22 protein-coding genes are annotated in these 17,294 nt (G+C 64.5%); 5 read left to right on the top strand and 17 right to left on the bottom strand.

Features of this window, described 5'->3' with window-relative positions:
* The first annotated feature begins 125 nt into the window (after nucleotides 1-125).
* Nucleotides 126-854 (top strand): heparan-alpha-glucosaminide N-acetyltransferase, encoded by a 729-nt coding sequence (locus EJC49_RS09845; RefSeq protein WP_126699763.1) that lies wholly within the window; start codon nucleotides 126-128, stop codon nucleotides 852-854.
* Nucleotides 855-1,045: 191 nt separating this feature from the next.
* Here EJC49_RS09845 and EJC49_RS09840 read toward each other — a convergent pair whose 3' ends face one another.
* From EJC49_RS09840 to EJC49_RS09820, 5 genes are all read right to left on the bottom strand, one after another.
* Nucleotides 1,046-1,498, bottom strand: a complete 453-nt coding sequence (locus EJC49_RS09840) for a ribbon-helix-helix protein, CopG family (RefSeq protein WP_126699762.1) — start codon at nucleotides 1,496-1,498, stop codon at nucleotides 1,046-1,048.
* Between the two features lie 3 nt (nucleotides 1,499-1,501).
* Complete coding sequence (locus EJC49_RS09835; protein ID WP_126699761.1) at nucleotides 1,502-3,550, bottom strand: conjugal transfer protein TraG; 2,049 nt, start codon at nucleotides 3,548-3,550, stop codon at nucleotides 1,502-1,504.
* Between the two features lie 208 nt (nucleotides 3,551-3,758).
* Entirely contained in the window at nucleotides 3,759-4,484 is a 726-nt protein-coding gene (locus tag EJC49_RS09830) for a hypothetical protein (RefSeq protein WP_126699760.1), read from the bottom strand.
* Between the two features lie 11 nt (nucleotides 4,485-4,495).
* Nucleotides 4,496-5,173 (bottom strand): HupE/UreJ family protein, encoded by a 678-nt coding sequence (locus EJC49_RS09825; RefSeq protein WP_245453339.1) that lies wholly within the window; start codon nucleotides 5,171-5,173, stop codon nucleotides 4,496-4,498.
* Nucleotides 5,174-5,281: 108 nt separating this feature from the next.
* The gene (locus tag EJC49_RS09820) at nucleotides 5,282-5,671 is read right to left on the bottom strand and encodes a hypothetical protein (RefSeq protein WP_126699757.1); all 390 of its coding nucleotides are present in this window, start codon (nucleotides 5,669-5,671) and stop codon (nucleotides 5,282-5,284) included.
* A 103-nt stretch (nucleotides 5,672-5,774) separates the two neighbouring features.
* Here EJC49_RS09820 and EJC49_RS09815 point away from each other — a divergent pair, with 103 nt between their 5' ends.
* Together EJC49_RS09815 and EJC49_RS09810 are read left to right on the top strand one after the other, a co-directional pair.
* On the top strand, nucleotides 5,775-6,056 hold the full coding sequence (locus EJC49_RS09815) for a metal-sensing transcriptional repressor (RefSeq protein WP_126699755.1): 282 nt from the start codon (nucleotides 5,775-5,777) through the stop codon (nucleotides 6,054-6,056).
* Complete coding sequence (locus EJC49_RS09810; protein ID WP_126699753.1) at nucleotides 6,056-7,366, top strand: MFS transporter; 1,311 nt, start codon at nucleotides 6,056-6,058, stop codon at nucleotides 7,364-7,366. The genes EJC49_RS09815 and EJC49_RS09810 overlap by 1 nt, the downstream gene beginning before the upstream one ends.
* A 166-nt stretch (nucleotides 7,367-7,532) precedes the next feature.
* Here the strand turns inward: EJC49_RS09810 and EJC49_RS09805 are convergent, their stop codons facing one another.
* From EJC49_RS09805 to EJC49_RS09755, 11 genes are all read right to left on the bottom strand, one after another.
* Nucleotides 7,533-9,266: a relaxase/mobilization nuclease domain-containing protein gene (locus tag EJC49_RS09805; RefSeq protein WP_126699751.1), complete on the bottom strand. Its 1,734-nt coding sequence runs from the start codon at nucleotides 9,264-9,266 to the stop codon at nucleotides 7,533-7,535.
* Between the two features lie 241 nt (nucleotides 9,267-9,507).
* Nucleotides 9,508-10,200, bottom strand: a complete 693-nt coding sequence (locus EJC49_RS09800; protein WP_245453338.1) for a lytic transglycosylase domain-containing protein — start codon at nucleotides 10,198-10,200, stop codon at nucleotides 9,508-9,510.
* A 315-nt stretch (nucleotides 10,201-10,515) separates the two neighbouring features.
* A complete protein-coding gene (locus EJC49_RS09795; protein ID WP_126699747.1) occupies nucleotides 10,516-10,842 on the bottom strand; it encodes a DUF736 domain-containing protein in 327 nt (108 codons plus the stop codon).
* Complete coding sequence (locus EJC49_RS09790) at nucleotides 10,808-11,437, bottom strand: S26 family signal peptidase (RefSeq protein WP_425358805.1); 630 nt, start codon at nucleotides 11,435-11,437, stop codon at nucleotides 10,808-10,810. The genes EJC49_RS09795 and EJC49_RS09790 overlap by 35 nt, the downstream gene beginning before the upstream one ends.
* Nucleotides 11,434-11,928: a DUF2840 domain-containing protein gene (locus tag EJC49_RS09785; RefSeq protein ID WP_126699745.1), complete on the bottom strand. Its 495-nt coding sequence runs from the start codon at nucleotides 11,926-11,928 to the stop codon at nucleotides 11,434-11,436. Before EJC49_RS09785 ends, EJC49_RS09790 begins: the two co-directional genes overlap by 4 nt.
* A complete protein-coding gene (locus EJC49_RS09780; protein WP_126699743.1) occupies nucleotides 11,925-12,683 on the bottom strand; it encodes a DNA-methyltransferase in 759 nt (252 codons plus the stop codon). The genes EJC49_RS09785 and EJC49_RS09780 overlap by 4 nt, the downstream gene beginning before the upstream one ends.
* A 255-nt stretch (nucleotides 12,684-12,938) precedes the next feature.
* Complete coding sequence (locus tag EJC49_RS09775; RefSeq protein WP_126699808.1) at nucleotides 12,939-13,814, bottom strand: replication initiator protein A; 876 nt, start codon at nucleotides 13,812-13,814, stop codon at nucleotides 12,939-12,941.
* Between the two features lie 8 nt (nucleotides 13,815-13,822).
* Complete coding sequence (locus tag EJC49_RS09770) at nucleotides 13,823-14,083, bottom strand: helix-turn-helix transcriptional regulator (RefSeq protein ID WP_126699741.1); 261 nt, start codon at nucleotides 14,081-14,083, stop codon at nucleotides 13,823-13,825.
* Between the two features lie 139 nt (nucleotides 14,084-14,222).
* Nucleotides 14,223-14,747, bottom strand: a complete 525-nt coding sequence (locus EJC49_RS09765) for a DUF2285 domain-containing protein (RefSeq protein WP_126699739.1) — start codon at nucleotides 14,745-14,747, stop codon at nucleotides 14,223-14,225.
* Nucleotides 14,707-15,141: a transcriptional regulator domain-containing protein gene (locus tag EJC49_RS25955; protein ID WP_126699737.1), complete on the bottom strand. Its 435-nt coding sequence runs from the start codon at nucleotides 15,139-15,141 to the stop codon at nucleotides 14,707-14,709. The genes EJC49_RS09765 and EJC49_RS25955 overlap by 41 nt, the downstream gene beginning before the upstream one ends.
* A 44-nt stretch (nucleotides 15,142-15,185) precedes the next feature.
* Complete coding sequence (locus EJC49_RS09755) at nucleotides 15,186-15,449, bottom strand: DNA -binding domain-containing protein (RefSeq protein WP_126699735.1); 264 nt, start codon at nucleotides 15,447-15,449, stop codon at nucleotides 15,186-15,188.
* Between the two features lie 229 nt (nucleotides 15,450-15,678).
* Between EJC49_RS09755 and EJC49_RS09750 the strand changes: the two genes are divergently transcribed.
* The gene (locus EJC49_RS09750; RefSeq protein ID WP_126699733.1) at nucleotides 15,679-15,894 is read left to right on the top strand and encodes a helix-turn-helix domain-containing protein; all 216 of its coding nucleotides are present in this window, start codon (nucleotides 15,679-15,681) and stop codon (nucleotides 15,892-15,894) included.
* A 9-nt stretch (nucleotides 15,895-15,903) separates the two neighbouring features.
* Here EJC49_RS09750 and EJC49_RS25610 read toward each other — a convergent pair whose 3' ends face one another.
* Nucleotides 15,904-16,071 carry a hypothetical protein gene (locus tag EJC49_RS25610; protein ID WP_170314672.1) on the bottom strand — a complete coding sequence of 56 codons (168 nt, stop codon included), beginning with the start codon at nucleotides 16,069-16,071 and terminating at the stop codon, nucleotides 15,904-15,906.
* 355 nt (nucleotides 16,072-16,426) lie between these two features.
* Between EJC49_RS25610 and EJC49_RS09745 the strand changes: the two genes are divergently transcribed.
* Complete coding sequence (locus EJC49_RS09745) at nucleotides 16,427-17,194, top strand: hypothetical protein (protein ID WP_126699731.1); 768 nt, start codon at nucleotides 16,427-16,429, stop codon at nucleotides 17,192-17,194.
* Nucleotides 17,195-17,294 lie beyond the last annotated feature (100 nt).

The raw sequence follows: 17,294 nt of genomic DNA, 5'->3' as shown, positions 1-17,294 counted from the left end.
CACAACCGAGCAAAATCGGGGAATTGGAGGGGTACTAGCGCGTGCCTCAGGTTATCGTTCGCGTTGGGCTTGAACCTCAAGCGAGGTGAGCTTGTAGATTGCCAGTTTGGTTAAGGGACCTCGGATTGGCTGAATTCCAGCGCGTTCTCGCAATAGACATCATCCGCGGTATCGCAATCGGCGGTGTCGTATTGTTCCACGTTGTTTGGGATCTCGAATTTGCCGGCTTTATTGACGGCGTCGCGAGACACCCCGCATGGCTGATGTTTGGCCGCAGCCTCGCCGGGACATTCATGGTGCTCGTAGGGATGAGTCTCGCCCTGTCGCACCGTGGCAACATCCATTGGGGTTCATTTTCCCGGCGTCTTGGAAAGATCATCTTGGCTGCGGCTGCGATTACGGCAGTCACTCGCCTCGCGTTTCCGACCAACTTTGTCTATTTCGGGATTCTCCACGCCATCGCAGTTGCGACACTCGTCGGCGCCTTGTTTCTTGGGACCACAGCATCGGCCTGTCTGGCCTTTGGCAGTCTGGTTCTGGCACTGCCGCTTGTGCTGGAATCCCCGACATTCGACACCCGGTGGCTGGCTTGGATCGGCTTCGCTGCGCAGCCGCCGCCTAGCAACGACTTCGTTCCGGTTTTCCCTTGGATCGGCCTAACGCTGCTTGGAATGGCAGCTATGAAATGGTTCTCCGCTTGGCCTAGCAAAGCGCGTCTAGCGCAGGAAGAACATCCTGGCAATCTTGCAGGAGGGATCGCGTGGATGGGCAAAAAGAGCCTTTTAATCTATCTGATTCACCAGCCGATCTTGCTCGCGATCATCCTGCCTTTGTCATGGTTGCTTTTGGAGTAAGGGGAACAAACCAGGGCGACGACTATGCGATAGGTTTGGATCATCTGCGGTTACATCGGTTCGCAATCCCGTCTGCATATTGTTCCGCATCGCCTTTGAGCAGCCCAAACGTCATAGCCTAATAGGGGATAGCAGGTTTGAAGTAGGATAAAGCTGCGTCATTCACCACGATGTACTTTACCTCTTCAAGGTCACTCTCTTTGAACATTGTGCACCACATCGTCCGGAACCTCTTGGCGCAATCTTGGGCCTTGTGCGAGCCGTTTTCCGAGCGCCTCGAGGAATTTGTCGTAGCGCTCGCCACCCTTGGCGCGGGTGGCTTGGGCCGTCTCCGGCAGCGGCGCGGTGGAGGTGAGCCATGCGCGCATGAAGATGGCGAAGGCTTCGTTGGCGATGCCGATGTCGCGTTCAAGCCGCTGGATGTTGCGGTCGATCCGGTCGAGACGCTTGCTGATGGCTGCCTCCTTACGCTCGTCGGCATCGGGTGACAGGAACGAGGCGATGGCGGCCTCGGCGATGATAGAGCGAGACTGCTCGCGGCGATCGGCGAAATCGGCCAGCAGCCGCATGAGGTCCGGGTCGAGATAGACGGACAGGCGCTTCTTCCTGTCCGGCCGTTCCAGCCTGTCGTCAGCGCCGGGCATCGCTCACAGATCCATGTTGTCGCCGGGGTCCATCGAGACCTGGCGCGCGACGAGCCGCATGTTTCGGACGAGCGCCCGGTTGGTGGCGGCTTCGCTGTCGGGCTCATCGGGGTCGGGATCGAACTCGTTGGCGGGCGGCTTTGGCAGATCAGGGGCGATGTCCTTGTGCGGCTCCAGTCCCGGCTCGCGGCGCAGGCCGGCATTGGCGGGGTCGTCGTCCTGCCTGGCGGTGGGGGGCGGAGTCGCTGCGGCGTTCGCAGCGGGCGTCGGAGCAGGACCGTTTGCGGAAGCCGCATTGCCCTGAGGCGGAACCGCGGCTGCGACCGGCTTCAGCGCGGACCAGTCGTCAGGCTGCGGCACGAGGCCGGCTTTCGGGTTGGCGGGAACGGGATGAAGGCGCTCCGTGAGGCGGGCGTCCTCGAAGTAGCGGGCCTTCTTCGCCCGGATGGGAGGGATGCCCGCGACCATCACGATCTCGTCGTCGGGCGGGAGTTGCATCACCTCGCCGGCCGTGAGCAGCGACCGCGCGGTCTCGGAGCGGGAGATCATGAGGTGGCCGAGCCAGGGGGCGAGGCGATGGCCGGCATAGTTCTGCATGGCGCGCATCTCGGTGGCGGTACCGAGCGCATCCGACACGCGCTTGGCGGTGCGCTCATCGTTGGTGGCGAAGCTGACTCTCACATGGCAGTTGTCGAGGATCGAGTTGTTGGCGCCGTATGCCTTCTCGATCTGGTTGAGCGACTGCGCGATCAGGAACGCCTTGATGCCGTAGCCGGCCATGAAGGCGAGCGCCGATTCAAAGAAGTCGAGACGGCCGAGCGCAGGGAACTCGTCCAGCATCAGGAGCAGGCGATGGCGGCGGCCCTCCGCGTGCAGTTCCTCAGTGAGCCGGCGGCCGATCTGGTTGAGCACAAGGCGCACAAGCGGTTTGGTGCGGGATATGTCGGAAGGCGGCACCACGAGGTAGAGCGCGGTCGGCTGCTCGCCGGACACGATGTCGGCGATGCGCCAGTCGCAGCGGGCAGTGACGGCGGCGACGACCGGATCGCGATAGAGGCCGAGGAAGCTCATCGCCGTGGAGAGCACGCCGGATCGCTCGTTGTCGGACTTGTTGAGCAGCTCGCGGGCCGCACTGGCGATAACAGGATGCGGACCCTTCTCGCCCAGATGCGGCGTTGTCATCATGGCGGCAAGCGTCGACTCGATCGGTCGACGCGGATCGGACAGGAAACCGGCGACTCCGGCGAGTGTCTTATCCTTCTCGGCATAGAGGACATGGAGGATCGCGCCGACCAGCAACGAGTGAGATGTCTTCTCCCAGTGGTTCCTTTTCTCAAGCGATCCCTCGGGATCGACCAGCACGTCCGCGACGTTCTGCACGTCGCGGACTTCCCACTCGCCCTTGCGGACTTCGAGCAGCGGATTGTAGGCGGCGGACTGCGCGTTGGTCGGATCGAACAGCAGCACCCTGCCGAAGCGGGCACGCAGGCCGGCGGTCAGATTCCAATTCTCGCCCTTGATGTCGTGGACAATCGCCGAGCCCGGCCAGGTGAGCAGGGTCGGCACGACCAAGCCGACACCTTTGCCGGAGCGTGTAGGCGCGAAGCACAGCACATGCTCGGCGCCGTCATGGCGGAGATAATCGCGGTCGAGCTTGCCGAGCATAACGCCATCGTCGCCGAGCAGGCCGGCAGCCGCGATCTCCTTGCGCTCGGCCCAACGGGCAGAGCCGAAGGTGCGGACGTCCTTCGCCTCGCGCGCACGGTAGATCGACATGAGGATAGCGGCCGCGATCGCGATCAGCCCGCCGGATGCGGCGATGCCGGCGCCCTCGTAGAAGATGCTCGGGGCATAGGCGTCATAGAAATACCACCACCAGAAGAAGGCGGGCGGCGGATACAGTGGCAGGCCGGCCATCTCGAACCAGGGCTGGCCGAGCTGCGCCTGAAAGCCGAGCCGCCATGCGGTCCATTGCGTCGCGCCCCAGATCGCGACGAGCACGATCGAGAACACGACGACGATCTGTCCCCACATGACGCGGCTGGCGGACAAGGCGGCGGCTCTCCCTGGCGTTGATTCAAGAGAGCGAAGAAGGACAAGTTTACACGGGTTTCAATGGCGGGCGGTCGGTGGCTCGAACAGGAGCGAAGTGGTCGCGGAAAATACAGGCGCCGTGCGGCGACCTGGGTACTGGTCAAACGACAAATCGTGGAGCCGTAGCCGATCATGAAGCTCGTGATCGGCTACGGAGCGTTAATCACTACGATATTCGCTTGATGTCGCTATAGGCTCCATGGGTCCGCAGGGTCACGGTCACATCGGCATCGGTGCGGTTGCGCCAAAACCAGCCGTGGTTGCCGGTGAATGCAGCCTCCAGTTCACCTTTCTGTTCAGGAACGCCGCGTCCCTGTTCGTAGGAGACGGAGTCGCCCCCGCCGTCGCCATGCGTTTCGTAGTTCACGACCGCGCCGTTCGCTGTCCAATGGAACTGCGCGCGTGCACCTTCCGCCATCACCAACTTGATCTCGGCTCCTTGGCCCGGGGTGAGCGTGAATGAGACTTCATCTCGCCATTCGGATGCCGGGGCGGTGGTCTGCTCTTGCACGTCCGGCGTGGCGAAGCGTTCTTCGGTGGGTCGTCCCTGGATCACGCCGGCAAACGGGTCGGCGATCGGTGCAGGCGCGCCTGCGGCAAGGCCTTCGAGTATCGCCTCAATCCGGTTAAGCCGGGAGACCAAGTCGGCATTGGCGCTGGAGGCTATGTTCGCTGCGTCCTGTGCAGCTTCCTCAGAGAGTTGTAGCTTGATTTCGCCCATCTGCGTCAGGCCGAGGAAGCCGCCAACCCCGGTCGGATCGACGCCGTATTCGGAGGGCAAAACGACGAAGGCCAGAAGGCCGGCGGCCGCCACGCTGGCGACCCAGGTTGAGCGCTTAAGCTGCGACGAGGTCGGCAGGTCCGCCCGGCGTGGTAGGTCGGTGTTGTACATGGTCAGTCCTTTCAGGCGGCCGGGGCGAAGAAAAAGCCGGCGATCTGGTAGCCGGTGAGCACGAAGCCGGCGACCATCATCGCGACGTTCATGGTGTAGGCGTGTTTCCAAAAGCTCGGTTTCCAGCGCCGGTAGCTGATGACGATCAGGATCGCGGACAGCGCCAGAAGCTGGCCGATCTCGACGCCGACATTGAAGGCGAGCAGGTTCGGCACCAGCCCGTCGGGCGAGATGTCGTATTCGATGATCTTGGTTGAGAGACCGAAGCCGTGGAAGAAGCCGAAGATCAGCGTCGCGGCCTTGGTGTTCGGCTGGAAGCCGAACCAGCGCTGGTAGGCCCCCATATTGTCGAGCGCCTTGTAGACGACCGAGAGGCCGATGATGGCGTCGATGATGTAGTTGTTGATGCCGATGTTGAAATAGACGCCGGCCAGCATGGTCACGGAGTGGCCGATGGCGAACAGGCTGACATAGGTGGCGATGTGCTTCGGCCGGTAGAGGAAGAAGATCACGCCGAGCAGGAAAAGGATGTGGTCGTATCCTGTCACCATGTGCTTGGCCCCGAGATAGATGAAGGGGATCAGGTGAACCCCGGTGATCTCCTGAATGTAGCCCTTGTCGCCCTCGGCGACGGCGTGCGCGAAGGTAGGGCTGGCGAACAGCGCCGGTCCGAAAAGGATGGCGAGCATGATGAGGGCGATCCGCCCACGCACACGGCGTGGCGGACCCTCGTAAGAAGGTCGTTGCATGGAAACTCCAATCGTCGTCGTTGACTGTGGCCGCGTGCGCGGCCGCGATCAGGCGATGACGATCGGTCTCGGCGGACGTTCGAGTCGGTAGCTCGCACCGAGATGCGCCGCATCAGGCGGCGTCGGCACGATGGCCCGGACAAGCGCCGGCACGACCGGAACGTCGTCCGGCGGCGTGGTCGGCGTCTCGTGGGAATGATCGGCGGGATTGTGCCCGTGCAAGTGGCCTGCCGCCCGCTCGTGTTCCATCCCATCGTCATGGCTATGCCCATGCTCGGCGAACTCCGCTTCGAGTTGGGCGTGTCGTTCGGCCTCAGCGGCTGCAAGGGCGAACGGGTCGTGCGAGGGCGACTGTTTGGCATGTGGCAACAGCGAGCCGAACGCCGTCGCGAAGGCGACGACCATACACAGGATGGCTCTGTTGACGCGGTCCGACATGATTAACCGTTTCTCACCAAAATCTAAACAATTCCTTGTCAGTCGGCACATGTGGCTTCTGCAGCCTCTTGGCATATCCCCTACAGGGGGATAGCATATTGCGATGGAACAGGCACCACACCTCCACGAAACTCATCCCCAGATCGTCAAGCGCCTGAAGCGCGCTGATGGCCATCTGAAAGGGGTCATCGAAATGATCGAGGCTGGCCGGTCCTGCCTCGATATCGCCCAGCAGCTTCATGCCGTCGAGAAAGCCATCGCTCAAGCCAAGAAGACGCTGATTCAGGATCACCTCGATCATTGCCTCGAAGAGGTAGTCGGGCCACTTGCCCGCGACCGGCGCAGGTCGATCGACGAGTTCAAAGAGATCACAAAGTATCTGTGATGCTGGCGATCCTCGAAAACCGCACCTACCGCCATCTCTTTCTCGCCCAAGTCATTGCGCTTATCGGGACCGGTCTTGCCACGGTCGCCCTTGGCCTGCTCGCGTTTGAGCTGGCCGGCGAAAACGCCGGAGCCGTGCTGGGAACGGCGCTCGCCATCAAGATGATCGCCTATGTCACGGTGGCCCCAATCGCGTCGGCCTTCGCCGAGCGGGTGCCGCGTCGCGCCATGTTGGTCGCGCTCGATCTCGGGCGCGCTGCCATTGCGGTACTTCTGCCCTTCGTCACCGAGATCTGGCAGGTCTATGTTCTGATCTTCGTGTTGCAATCGGCTTCGGCAGCTCTCACTCCAACCTTCCAGGCGACGATCCCCGATATCCTGCCGGACGAAAAGGAATATACGCGCGCGCTGTCGCTCTCGCGGCTTGCCTATGATCTGGAAAGCGTTGCGAGCCCGATGCTGGCGGCGGCGCTGCTCGCCTTCATCTCGTTCCACAACCTGTTCGCCGGAACGGTGATCGGCTTCCTGATCTCGGCGGCGCTGGTGGCATCGATCGTGCTGCCGAGCCCGAAGCCCACCCAGCCACGCGGCATCTACGACCGCACGACCCGCGGTATCCGCATCTATCTGGCGACACCGCGCCTGCGCGGGCTGCTCGCGATCAACCTCGCGGTCGCATCGGCTGGCGCGCTGGTGATCGTCAATACGGTGGTATATGTGCAGGCCGTTTTCGGGCTCGACCAGCAAAGCACAGCCCTGGCGCTCGCGGCCTTCGGCGGCGGGTCGATGGTCTCGGCCCTCGCGCTACCGAAGCTGTTGGAAAAGATGCCCGATCGTACAGCGATGCTTGCAGGCGCTTGCTTACTGGCGGCGGCAACGCTTACCGCTGCGGCACTGCCCGGTTACGGCTGGTTGTTGCCGCTCTGGTTCGCGCTCGGACTCGGCTATTCGGCGGCGCAGACGCCTTCCGGCCGTCTCCTGCGGCGGTCGGCCAATCCCGAGGATCGCCCGGCGCTGTTCGCAGCGCAGTTCGCGCTCTCCCATGCCTGCTGGCTCATAGCCTATCCGCTCGCCGGCTGGGCGGGCGCGTCACTCGGCCTGCCGGTGACGGCGATCATCCTCGCCGTCTCGGCGGCGGTCGCCGCTGCGCTCGCGCTAGCAGCCTGGCCGGTCGACGATCCAGCAGTGATCGAGCATGTCCATGCCGACCTGCCGCCCAACCATCCCCATCTGACCGAGGCGGGCCACGGCCGTCGCCATGCCCATGCCTATGTCATCGACGACATGCACGCGGTATGGCCGACACGCTAACATCGATCCTGGCGAATCGTAGAGTGCTGCTGCACGGCATTTTAACGGCCGGTTTTGGGCCAACTAGGTCATCGACATTTCGTCAGCGCCAATGTGCGAAGCTGCCATCGCCAGTAGAGCCGTGATCGGGCGATAGCCGTGTTCTCTGAGATATAACAGCCTCGGTTCATAGGCCCAATCCCCGCTTGCGCCCGAAGGACCAGTCAACGCCGCCATTGGCGCGGGCGACGCCGGAGATGTGCTGACCGATGTGTTTCTCGACGGATGGCGTCCAGGGCACCAGCTTGAAGCCGAGCCCGTCGTCGATCATGGCGAAGCGGCCAGAGGCGAGCGTGAAGCGCTGCCGATAGGTGCCGGCGACATATTCGCCGTCCGCCGCCTTCTGGAATGTCGCGCCGGTCTCGGCCGCGAGCTTCTGGCCGAGCGCATCCAGCTCGCGCTCGCGCAGCGTGGCGAGGACGTTGCGGGCGAAGACGATGCGTTGGCCCTCGCGCCTAGCGAGACCCTCGACGACGAGATGATCGGCGCGAGCCTCCATCGCCTGCTTCACCTCCAGGCCAAAGCCGCCGCCAGTGTCGAGGGGATCACGGGAGACGAGTTGGCGGTCGATCCAGGTAGAGCCGGTCGCCGTGGTCTGGGCCTCGATGGAGAGGTCGGCACGGACGGCAAGCGCAGTGCGGGTCCGGCCGCTGCTATCCTCGTAGCGGCGCAGCTCGACGATCGAGCCAGGCGCGCTGTCGCCAGCCGCGTCGAGGTCATGGAAGCGGATGTGACGGGTGCGGCCGTCGATATCATCTACCACAGCATAGGCGGTGCCGCGCAACTCGTCGTCGAGGCCGCGCTCGACCAACCGGCCGATGATCGGCTCGGCATCCGCCTCGCCGGCGATCACGTAATCGGTCAAGCCGCGATCTATGCCGCGTTCGGTCAGCGCCCGGTGCATGCGCTTGATGATGTCGCCGCGCTCGCCCAGCTCGCGGAGGGTGGATTCGGCTTCCTCGGCCATGATCCATTGGCCGGGGCCGATGGTCTCGGCCAGACCGAGCCGTTCGAGATGGCGCAGCCGGCCCACCTTCAACGTGACATACTCGTCGGGCTGCCTGTCCGGCGAGGGAGCGACGTCGATGATGCCGTAGCGGCCGGCATCGTGGACAAGCTGGCGATCGAGCTGGGTCCAGCGTTCGGCCGCGACTTGGGCGGCCAGCGAGCGGCGGATGTCGAGGTCGGTACGCGGGCCGAGTTCCTGGGTGATGAGATCCTGAGCGCGGTTGCGCATGCCCTCCTTTATATAGTCGCGGGCGATCACGAGGTCGTTGCCGTCATCGGCGCGGCCGCGCAGGATGACATGGACATGGGGATGCTCAGTGTTCCAGTGATCGACGGCGACCCAATCGAGCCTGGTGCCGAGATCCTTTTCCATCTGCGCCATGATATCGCGGGTGAAGGTTTTCAGGTCGGACATCTCGGTCGCGTCGTCCGGCGAGACGATGAAGCGGAAGTGGTGCCGGTCGTCTTCGCAGCGTTCAGCGAAATCCTTCACGTCAGCATCGTCGGTCTCGGGACCGAACATCTTCGCCCGCTCGCCGTCGCGGGTTACGCCATCGCGGCGCAGATAGTTGAGGTGGGCGGTGAGCGGCGCGGAGCGCGCGTGCCGGACCACGCGGGTCTTGATGACGGCGCCGCGCGAGCGGCTGCTGACGAGGCGGTTGGCGCGCACGCTCGCCACGCGGCCGCGGCCGAAGCGCGAGCCGTTGCCGGAGGTGATCTTGCCGGATCGCGAGACGCGGCCACCGGCCCTCTGCGCGGCGGCGAGCGCCTGGGCGACGAAGGGCTTCGCCCGCTGCGCCTTTGAGGAGCGGATGCGGCCCGGCCGGACGCGGAAATCGTCGTCCCGGCTCATGGCCTTGTCCGCCGCGATGTGCGGCTTCGGCTGAAATCGCTCGATAAAGTCAAGGAGCACACATCGTAGTGCTTATCCGCGATGTGCGCGAAATCACGAAAATCGCAAGCGAAACAACCACCCAACCGAGCGGCGATGTGCCGCTTTTTATCCCGCCCTCCTTCGGCCGGTTGTGCCGCTGCCCCGCAGCGCACCGCAATCCCTGCGATTGCGCACCACGCGAAGCGATGAAACACGATGGTCAACGCCGATCTCCTTCCCTTGCCGGCCGCTCCACGAACAGGCCGTCGGATGGCGGCGCGAGCGCCGACAGATCGACGATCGTCGGTGCGTCGGAAGGTCGGCCGGAAGGAGGGAGGGAGTCGTCCGTATCGCCGTGATCGCGGTCGGTGGAGCGCGCGACGAAGAGCGGTGCGCGGGGCCATGACGGCGACAAGGAGGAGCGAGCGAAGCGCTTGATCGGGGCCTTGCCGTCGATCATTGGCGCGATCTTCGCGACGTAATCGACGGTCTCGGCCGGAAGCGCGCGGCCGGCCGCGAGATGCTCGTCATAGCGGCCGGGACCGGCATTGTAGGCGGCCAGCATCGCGTCGATCGAGTCGTAGCGGTCGTGCATCTCGCGGAGATAGGCTGTGCCGGCGATGATGTTGTCGCACGGATGCCAGGGGTCCGCGCCGAGGCCATGCTTTGTGCGCAGTTCGTCCCATGTGGCGGGCATGACCTGCATGAGACCGATCGCGCCCTTGGACGAGAGAGCGGTCGGATCACTGAGGCTCTCGACCGCCATCACCGCGCGTATCCATCGCTCAGGAATGGCAAAACGTCGGGCGGCTCCGGCGATGCACGCAGCCCACGGATCGGACCGTGAGGCGGCCGAGACGGCCTGCGCGACAGGTTCGTCGGGCGACGGCTCGGCCGAGGCTGGAGCCGTCATCACGATCATTCCGCATGCGGCCAGCATCGCCAGGAGCGATGGGACGGCAGCGCTGGCACCGCTGTCCCGATGCGCCGTCAGCCTGCCATCGTGCTCACTGCGGCCAAGGGCAAGGCTTCGCCGCCGGCCGGCATTTTCCGGACGGGCATCGTCGGGCGACGTGTCCGCTCCCCGGAAAACAGGCCGCCGCCCTTGACCTTCGCTGCGCGCGACGGCCGCCCGACAGGCGATCGGGTCGAGGGGAGTGACCGGCGTTCGACCGATCAAGGGAAGTGAGCCTGCGGGATCGCGAAGACGATGGCAGCGCATGACGGGTCATGCCTCGCCGTCGTTCTTCTTCCTGCGCGTCCAGTGCAGGTTCCATGTATCCTTCTTGGTGTCGGACTCGAACAGCCGGGCGCGGATCGGCTCATGGAAGGACGGATCGTCGATGGTCAGGGACAGATAGCTGCCAACCTTGTCGCCGGTGCGGTCCCAGGCCGCGCCGACCTCCAGCCCGTCGAGGAAGACGCGATGGTCCGGTGCGTTTTCGGCGTCCGATGCCTCGGCCGGGAGGATGGCGACTTCGACATCGAGCGCGAGCGTGCGGACGCGGCCGAAGAAGCCGTCATCGTTGCGGGTGAAGGTGCCGATCTGGGCCATGCGATGTTCCTTTCGCGGGGTTGAGAGACGAGCCGTCATGGCTCGTCGGAGACCGGCTCGCGGAAGGATCCACGGCCGGATCGGGATGGTCGGCCGTCCAGACGGGGACCGCCCGACCGATGACGGTTGCGAGGGGGAGCGGCCCGAAATAGCGGCTGTCGAAGCTGTCGGGGCTGTCCCAGTTCATGAAGAAGGCTTCGCCGTCGCGCAGCCGCCGGCAGCCCTGCCAGACCGGCAGCGGGCGGCCGCGCGTGTCGCGGTCGCGCGCCTCGCCATAGGTCGTGCCGTAGGCAAGGATGGCGCCGCCGTGCCGGCAGACTTCGGTTCCGCCGAGCGCCAGCACGCGCTTGATGAGCGGCAGGCCGCGCGGCAGGTAGCCCCGTTCGGCGAGGAAGCCGGCCAGCTCATCGGGCGGCATGACGACGGCGAGATCGGTGACGTCGAGCCTGTTGGCCGGCACAATGCGGTAGAGGCCGACCGGCACGCTGGCGGATGCGTTCCAGATGAATCGAATGTCGGGCCGATGCCATGCCGGGGCCGCGATAAGCGCGGCGCCGGCGAGCATCGTGATGAGCGTCACGCGGCGCGCGATCATGGCATCACCTCGCGGCGGCGCAGCCAGGCGCGATGCTGCTCTCGGCCGTAGGCGCGGAACGGCTCGTTGACGCTGATGCGGTTGTGGACGTGACGCCAGTGGTCGGGCGCGACATCGGCCGGGTCGATGCCGAGCGCCTCGATCGCGTCGATCACCTTCAGCACCCCCTCGACCTTCGGCCAGCCGGTGATACGCAGCAGGATCTCACCGCCAGGGCGTACGAAGGGCAGCGTCTGGAACGGCTCGCCGGAGGCGACCGCGCGGACGATGTCGATGCGCGAGATGATCGTGCCGTGCTCGTTGCCGGCCCAGCGGACGAAGGCGAAAATGCTACCTGGCGCGAAGACGACAACGCGGCGATGACGGTCGAGGCGCTGGTCCTCGGCGGCGCGGCCGAAGCGCAGCCAGTGCTCGACGTGCTTCTCGCGCCAGGTCAACTCTACCACCGTGCGGTCGGCCGGCAGGCCGGCGCTGCGGATGCCCGCCGTCATGGCCGTGCCCCTTCCGTGAAGGGCAGCACGGATGCGATGCGCGCCCGCGCGCGCTCGGCCATGTCGGCGTCGATCTCGCAGCCGAGATAGCGGCGGCCGGTCAGCCGGCATGCTTCGCCGGCGGCGCCGGAACCCGCGAACCAGTCGCCGACCAGTCCGCCCGGCGGGCAGCTCGTGCGGATAAAGATTTCGAGGAGGAAGACGGGTTTTTGGGTCGGGTGGATGGCGTGACCATGCGCGTTCCGAACGAAGATCACCGAGCGCATCAGACGCGGGCCGCCGTCCTCGCTGACATAATGGCCGGCGTCGATCCGGCCGGTATGGGGCGGGCGTTTCTTGCGCCGCACGGTGCGGGCCGTGGCGTCCGGCGTCGTCTGCACGTCGTTGTAGACGGCGCTCCACGGCACGTCGCCGCGCCGGAACTGCACGGCCAGCTCATGCACCCTGCGGAAGCGGTCGGCGTGGAAGGAGGAGCCGTTCTGTTTCTCCCAGACGATCTCCTGCGCGTAAGTCAGGCCGGCGTCGGCGAAGGCCCTCGCCGTGGTCATGAAGGAGCGCAGCGAGCCGAACACCCAGAGCGAGCCGGACGGCTTCAGGGCGGCGCGCGCGAGCGGCAGCCAGCCGTCGACGCGCCGATCCCAGGCGAGCGATGTGTCGCCATAGGGCGGGTCGGCGAGGATCATGTCGAACGGTCCATGCGCCGGCATGAGGTCGCGACAGTCGCCCGCAAGAACCGTGGGAGGCAGGATCGTCATGATGCGATCCCCGGCGAGCGGACACGGCTCGCCGCCCCTTCATGGCCGCGGCGCGGTTGTCCCCGTTTTCGTGAAATGGCCGACTGCGTTAGCAAGAATCCGAAGGATTCTTTAGTTAGGGAAGTTAGAGGGGCCGGATTCCGCCTTGCGAATCCGAAGGTTGGATGGGGCCGTGGTCCCGGATGGCACGGGAATCCGGTCCCGGCTGGCACGGGCTTTGCGGTCCTCGATAGCACGGTCGCGTCCACAGGATGCTCACAGTCCGGCCGTGCGCCGGCGCGGCCTGCTGGGTGCAGGTCGCGACAGCGGGTCGGTTTCGGCGGGTTGGAAGGTCAGCCGGACGCGGCCGTCCGGATCGGTGAGGAGCCCGAGCCGGTATCCCGGCAGCGGCTGGCGCCGAACGATGGTGCGCAGGTCGTAGGAGAAATGCTTGAGCGGTGAGAGGCTGCCGGATTTCAGGTGAAGGTGCGGGACATCGAAGCTCCAGCCGCCTTTCTGGCGCCCGCCATGCTTGCGCACGAGGCGATAGAGCCAGCGTTCCAGGCCGCCCTTCAGCGCGAAATATTCCCGGTCGATCGTCAGGATCAGATGGTCGTGGAGAACGCCGGCATAGAACCAGTCGGGCAGGATCAGTTCGATGCCGCGTGGCCGCCCGGCCTCATCCAACCGCTCCTTCCATTCGGCGATCCACGAGAAGCGGTGCCGGCGGCGCTCGGACGGCTGGCGGATCGAGGTGACGATGGTGGTCGATTGCAGCCGGTCGAGCGCGGCCTTCAGGCGCGCATAGCTGCGGATGGAATCGTCGCGGCCGATGAAGGTTAGGATCTCGTAGGGCGTGGCCGCCATCAGGCGCGAGGTGGTGAGGCCCTGGTCGCGGGCGTCGATGATCTGGCTGGCGGCCCAGATCAGCACGTCGGCGTCCCAGATCGTCGCCATGCCGTGCTCGGCTGTCGCCTCCACGCGGATCGACACGTCGCCCATGCGGAAGTCGATCGGTGTCACTCGGCGGGATTTGGCGAGCGAGAAGAACGGCCACGACATGAGGTCTTGCGTGTCGCGGGCCGCGATGCCGCCGGAGCGTGCCCGGAAGAGTTCGAGCTGCTGGCCCTGATATGTGCGGCGCGCGGACAGCACGGCGATCAGCGCGACGGATCGGCGGCGAACGCGGATGCGTCGGCAGGCCGCGATGCCGCCTCGGAGGTCGATTGACGTGCGCAGGCGTCGATCCAGGCTTCAAGGTCGGCGACGGCATAGACCACGCGCCCGCCAAGCTTGTGATAGATCGGCCCGGTGCCGTCGCAGCGGTGCTTCTCCAGCGTCCGGGGCGACAGGTCGAGGAGGCGCGCGGCCTCCGGTGTTCGCACGAAGCGCGGCCAGTTGCTGTCGGCGGTGTTGTCCATGATCGGCCTCCGTCGCGGCCGCCGTGATGGCGGCGGGTCGGATGCGACGATGGCGAAAAATCAACGGTCCAACGGAGTGACAAAAATCGGGGGGTCTTAGGAGAAGTGTCCCCCCTTCGAGTAAGGTGGCGCCGGTGCGTCAGTCCAGATCGCGACTGCGCCGGCCGTCCGGGGTCAGCCAGCGCAGATAGTCGCGCTCGATCTGCCGGCGCGCGGCTGCGAGGATGCGCGCGAGCCGCCGCCGCTCCGGGGCGTTCTGCCAGTCGACGGCGCGCAGCGTCTCGACGGCTCGGTTGATGAGGACGGCGGTGATCGCACGGCGCGATGCGCCGGATTCCACGCCATCCCAGGCGCGCAGCATGAGGGCGGCGCGACGAATCTGGAAAGCAGACAGGCGCTGCTGGCGTGGCCACGGACCGGAAAGCTTGCCGTCCAGCCGGCGCTTCAGGCGGCCCGCGTTGCGGTGCCTCCACCAGAAATGCTCGTCGAGCGGGAGGAAGATGCCTGCGCTTGTCGGTGCATCGCCGTGTCGGAACCAGATCTTATGATCGCCCGCGTCATCTTCGGCAATGGCGTGCAGGCCGTCGCCGGACAGCTCGCCCGCGACAGGCAGCGTTCGCGGATCAGGAAGCGAAGAAGCTGCAAAGCCTTCGGGGGCAGCCATGACAATGACGGCCGCAGGGAAGTGCCGGGGTAGCCACACGGGCCGAGCGGTCAAGGCCGATGCAGAAGGGTCCGCCGGAAAAGGACAGCCCCCAGCGGCGGGACAGGCGCGCTATCGCTTCTGCCTTGTCCGAGCCGCCGGAGGCGATCCCTGCCAGCGTGTCTGCATAGTCCTGCCGGTATTCGCGATTGCGGCGAAGGAACTCGAATGAAACGCCGCCCCGGTCGAGACGGCCCAGACGTTCCTCGAATTGCGGTGATCGCCAGTCGTGCAGCGGCTCCATGACAAAATCCTCCCCGCCCGGTCGTTGCCATCGGGATGATTCGAGTATCAGGGCGGTCGGAAGGCCGTGAAGACGGATAATCGGAATATGAATCTCGACCAGGGCGAGCAAACCGGAACTGCGGTATCGTCAATGATGCGGCGATCCGCTGCCGGTTATTGCATGCGCGGTTCCAGCAGGTGCCGGTAGCCTTGCTCGGTCATCCAGCGGGCGCGGGCGAGATGGCTGTCGTGCATCTGCTTCGCGCGCTCCGGATCGGCGTCAACGTCGAGTCCGAACACGATCTTCGCGACTTCCCGCCAGTCGGCGCCTTCCTCGGCCGCATCGAGCAGGCGCAGGTATGTCGCGAAGTGGGCTTCGTCATAGGCATTCACCCTGTCGGTCAGCGGAGGGCTGTCCTTGAAGGGAGATTCGCTCATCGTCGTGTCCTTACTTCCTTGCGGATGTAGTTCACAAATACGTCATCACTTCGAGGTGCAATAGAAGTTCCGCGACTGGCATCGAAGATTCTCGGAATGCTGCCATTCCGCGATTCGACAGAAAGTCGGTAGGCTGCAACGCATTTTGTTTTCCGCGCATATGGTTGACCATAACGAATCGGAACGATCGTTCCTAGAACGATAATTCCGGTTCTGTTTCCCATGCGTCATGGACCTCAAAGAGGTCATGGCGATCAACATGCGTCGGCTGCGCCATGACAAGGATATGACGCAGGAAGAAGTAGCCGAGCTTTCGGGGCTGAGCGCTCGCTACGTCGGCTCGATCGAACGTGGGAAGGTCTCGGCGAGCGTGAGCGTCCTCGGGAAGCTGGGGGACGCGCTGGGGGTCGATCCCTGCGAGCTGATTCGTATGTCGAAAGCCTGACGTTCGCCCTCAGGGGGCGAACGGGTCGATTTCTCGGACGATGGCATCGTCGTCGCCGTCATATTCGGGGGCGGGCATGACGCCGATGGTGCCGTCGCCGGCGCGGAAGATGACGATCGTGACCAGCAGGGTGGCGGCGAGGCTGAAGGCGAAGGCTTGCGCATCTGGAAGGGACATCTTTCCGGCTCCTGTGCCGGAGCGGGGACATCCCCGTTCGACAGGCGCCCGAAGTGTTTTGGTCACGGCCGCGATCACCGCCGAGGCGCAGCCTCGCGCGGCGGCATGCTCCGCATAGTCCGACCCTTCACGGGTTGATCGTGCGAGGCCGTGATTGAAACCAAGGTAGTGCCTCAAAGAGCGGAGTGGCCCTCCTGTGACCAGAGCCGGAATGTCGGGGCGGATGCGTGCCGAAGCTGCCGATGCCGCCTGATGTAAGGGTCGTCATCCGCCGACCATCGCGCGTCTAGAGTAGCATTCTGCGACGCAGTGCAGCAGACGATGGTTCAGGCGCTTCGATGGGAGGGCGCCAAGCATGAGCAACTACGTGCTATTTCAGATGTGGGGACCGTTCCGACAGTCTCTGATGAAAGGCCATCTTTTCTACGTGGATCAGGCGCGAAAGCGTGTGCTGTCACAGTTCGACAACTTGGAGGCGGAAGCTGACAGGGCAGCAGAAGAGTGGTTGGAGCAAAGTAGTGGCCGATTTGATGCTGACCGGCACGATCCTGGAGACTTCTACGAGGCGGCGAACGACGCCGGTATTGAGTTCTACCAACTCCTGAGCGACATGCGCGACCAAACCCAACTGAGCATCATCGCGGGAATGTTTCACGAGTGGGATAAACAGCTACGCGATTGGCTGGTACGAGAAATGCAGCATTGGCATCGTGGCGATACGGCTTTTTCAAAGGTCTGGTCAGTGGACTTTGGAAAAATTGTCGATCTTTTACAGAGCTTCGGATGGAAGATTCGAGACACAGATTACTTCGCCACGCTCGATGCGTGTCGATTGGTGGTCAATGTTTACAAACACGGCGCTGGGAAATCTCTGGAGGATTTGAAGCGGAGCTACCCTCAGTATTTCGACGATCCGTTTCGCGGCTCTGGGGGCCGATTCTCAGGCACGAATTTTCTAGACCACACGCACCTCAAAGTGACGAAGGAGCAGTTTCAGGCGTTCTCGGACGCGATTGTCGCGTTCTGGCGAGACGTTCCCGAGAGTGTCGTCGGTGCCCAAATAGTCGAGGTGCCTGATTGGTTTGGAAAATCCATCCAGGCTGATCGCGGTGGCGAGGATTAGCGTTAGAGGTATCTGTAACTTTCGGGAGTGTGCGCGGGTCAAGACTTGACTGATGCACTGTCCGCTCAGGCGATGTGGCGCATCTACCGCCGCGAACATG

Source organism: Aquibium carbonis (assembly GCF_003970795.1).
Lineage (GTDB): Bacteria > Pseudomonadota > Alphaproteobacteria > Rhizobiales > Rhizobiaceae > Aquibium > Aquibium carbonis.
The sequence above is the reverse complement of the archived record's forward strand: the minus strand, read 5'-3'. Positions and strand labels throughout refer to the sequence as shown.

Bases quoted from the DNA above. Each gene is read 5' to 3' on its own strand.
- EJC49_RS09840 (WP_126699762.1), bottom strand. From the start codon at position 1,498: ATGCCCGGCGCTGACGACAGGCTGGAACGGCCGGACAGGAAGAAGCGC.
- EJC49_RS09830 (WP_126699760.1), bottom strand. From the start codon at position 4,484: ATGTACAACACCGACCTACCACGCCGGGCGGACCTGCCGACCTCGTCG.
- EJC49_RS09825 (WP_245453339.1), bottom strand. From the start codon at position 5,173: ATGCTCGCCATCCTTTTCGGACCGGCGCTGTTCGCCAGCCCTACCTTC.
- EJC49_RS09820 (WP_126699757.1), bottom strand. From the start codon at position 5,671: ATGTCGGACCGCGTCAACAGAGCCATCCTGTGTATGGTCGTCGCCTTC.
- EJC49_RS09815 (WP_126699755.1), top strand. From the start codon at position 5,775: ATGGAACAGGCACCACACCTCCACGAAACTCATCCCCAGATCGTCAAG.
- EJC49_RS09810 (WP_126699753.1), top strand. From the start codon at position 6,056: ATGCTGGCGATCCTCGAAAACCGCACCTACCGCCATCTCTTTCTCGCC.
- EJC49_RS09805 (WP_126699751.1), bottom strand. From the start codon at position 9,266: ATGAGCCGGGACGACGATTTCCGCGTCCGGCCGGGCCGCATCCGCTCC.
- EJC49_RS09800 (WP_245453338.1), bottom strand. From the start codon at position 10,200: ATGACGGCTCCAGCCTCGGCCGAGCCGTCGCCCGACGAACCTGTCGCG.
- EJC49_RS09795 (WP_126699747.1), bottom strand. From the start codon at position 10,842: ATGGCCCAGATCGGCACCTTCACCCGCAACGATGACGGCTTCTTCGGC.
- EJC49_RS09790 (WP_425358805.1), bottom strand. From the start codon at position 11,437: ATGATCGCGCGCCGCGTGACGCTCATCACGATGCTCGCCGGCGCCGCG.
- EJC49_RS09785 (WP_126699745.1), bottom strand. From the start codon at position 11,928: ATGACGGCGGGCATCCGCAGCGCCGGCCTGCCGGCCGACCGCACGGTG.
- EJC49_RS09780 (WP_126699743.1), bottom strand. From the start codon at position 12,683: ATGACGATCCTGCCTCCCACGGTTCTTGCGGGCGACTGTCGCGACCTC.
- EJC49_RS09770 (WP_126699741.1), bottom strand. From the start codon at position 14,083: ATGGACAACACCGCCGACAGCAACTGGCCGCGCTTCGTGCGAACACCG.
- EJC49_RS09765 (WP_126699739.1), bottom strand. From the start codon at position 14,747: ATGGCTGCCCCCGAAGGCTTTGCAGCTTCTTCGCTTCCTGATCCGCGA.
- EJC49_RS09755 (WP_126699735.1), bottom strand. From the start codon at position 15,449: ATGAGCGAATCTCCCTTCAAGGACAGCCCTCCGCTGACCGACAGGGTG.
- EJC49_RS09750 (WP_126699733.1), top strand. From the start codon at position 15,679: ATGGACCTCAAAGAGGTCATGGCGATCAACATGCGTCGGCTGCGCCAT.
- EJC49_RS25610 (WP_170314672.1), bottom strand. From the start codon at position 16,071: ATGTCCCTTCCAGATGCGCAAGCCTTCGCCTTCAGCCTCGCCGCCACC.
- EJC49_RS09745 (WP_126699731.1), top strand. From the start codon at position 16,427: ATGAGCAACTACGTGCTATTTCAGATGTGGGGACCGTTCCGACAGTCT.